1 protein-coding gene is annotated in these 620 nt (G+C 35.8%); it reads right to left on the minus strand.

The features are described from left to right. Positions 1–64 precede the first annotated feature (64 nt). A partial coding sequence (locus tag ACFSTA_RS18685) for a transposase (protein ID WP_377558359.1) occupies positions 65–620 on the minus strand: 556 nt, incomplete at its 5' end.

Consider the following 620-nt stretch of genomic DNA (forward strand, 5'->3'; position numbering starts at 1 on the left):
TCAGGAAATTTTAATCCGATCTCCACTCGAACCAAAAGAATGGAGCCTACTTATTTGTTCTTTTTTATGCTGCTAATGGTAAAGTTAGCTTTTTAAATACTTCTTCTTTATAGTTGTATTCTGGATTATCCCATTTAAAGGGCTCTTCTTTGGTAAGCATGGCAAACGCAATTTTTAAGAGCTTGTTTCCCATTGCGATGTATACTGATCCAGCTTTTTTACCTTTATCTTTTAGTCGCATAGCGAAAGGTTTTAAAGCCTCATTGTGAACAGAAAGGCTTCGTCCTGCATTATATACAGCTCTTCTTAGATTAGCGTTACCTTGTTTTGAAATATGCCCTGCGTATCCTGCTCCAGGTCCGGATTGTTTAATAACAGGATTTGTCCCAGCTTTTTTAATAAGCTGACTTGCGTTGGTAAAATGGGAAAGATCGCCCATTTCGCAAAAGATTTCTGCGGCTGTCACAAGTCCTATACCAGGAATAGTTAGAAGTAATAATCCATTGGTATCAATAAATAATCGCTCTATTTCCTTTTCATAATTAGCTATGTTATTTGTGTGATACTCAAAATCTTTTAGCTTTTGTTTTAAAAGAAATAGTTCACTAGAGAGTTCTTCC

Source organism: Ornithinibacillus salinisoli (genome assembly GCF_042684965.1).
GTDB classification, from domain to species: domain Bacteria; phylum Bacillota; class Bacilli; order Bacillales; family Amphibacillaceae; genus Ornithinibacillus; species Ornithinibacillus salinisoli.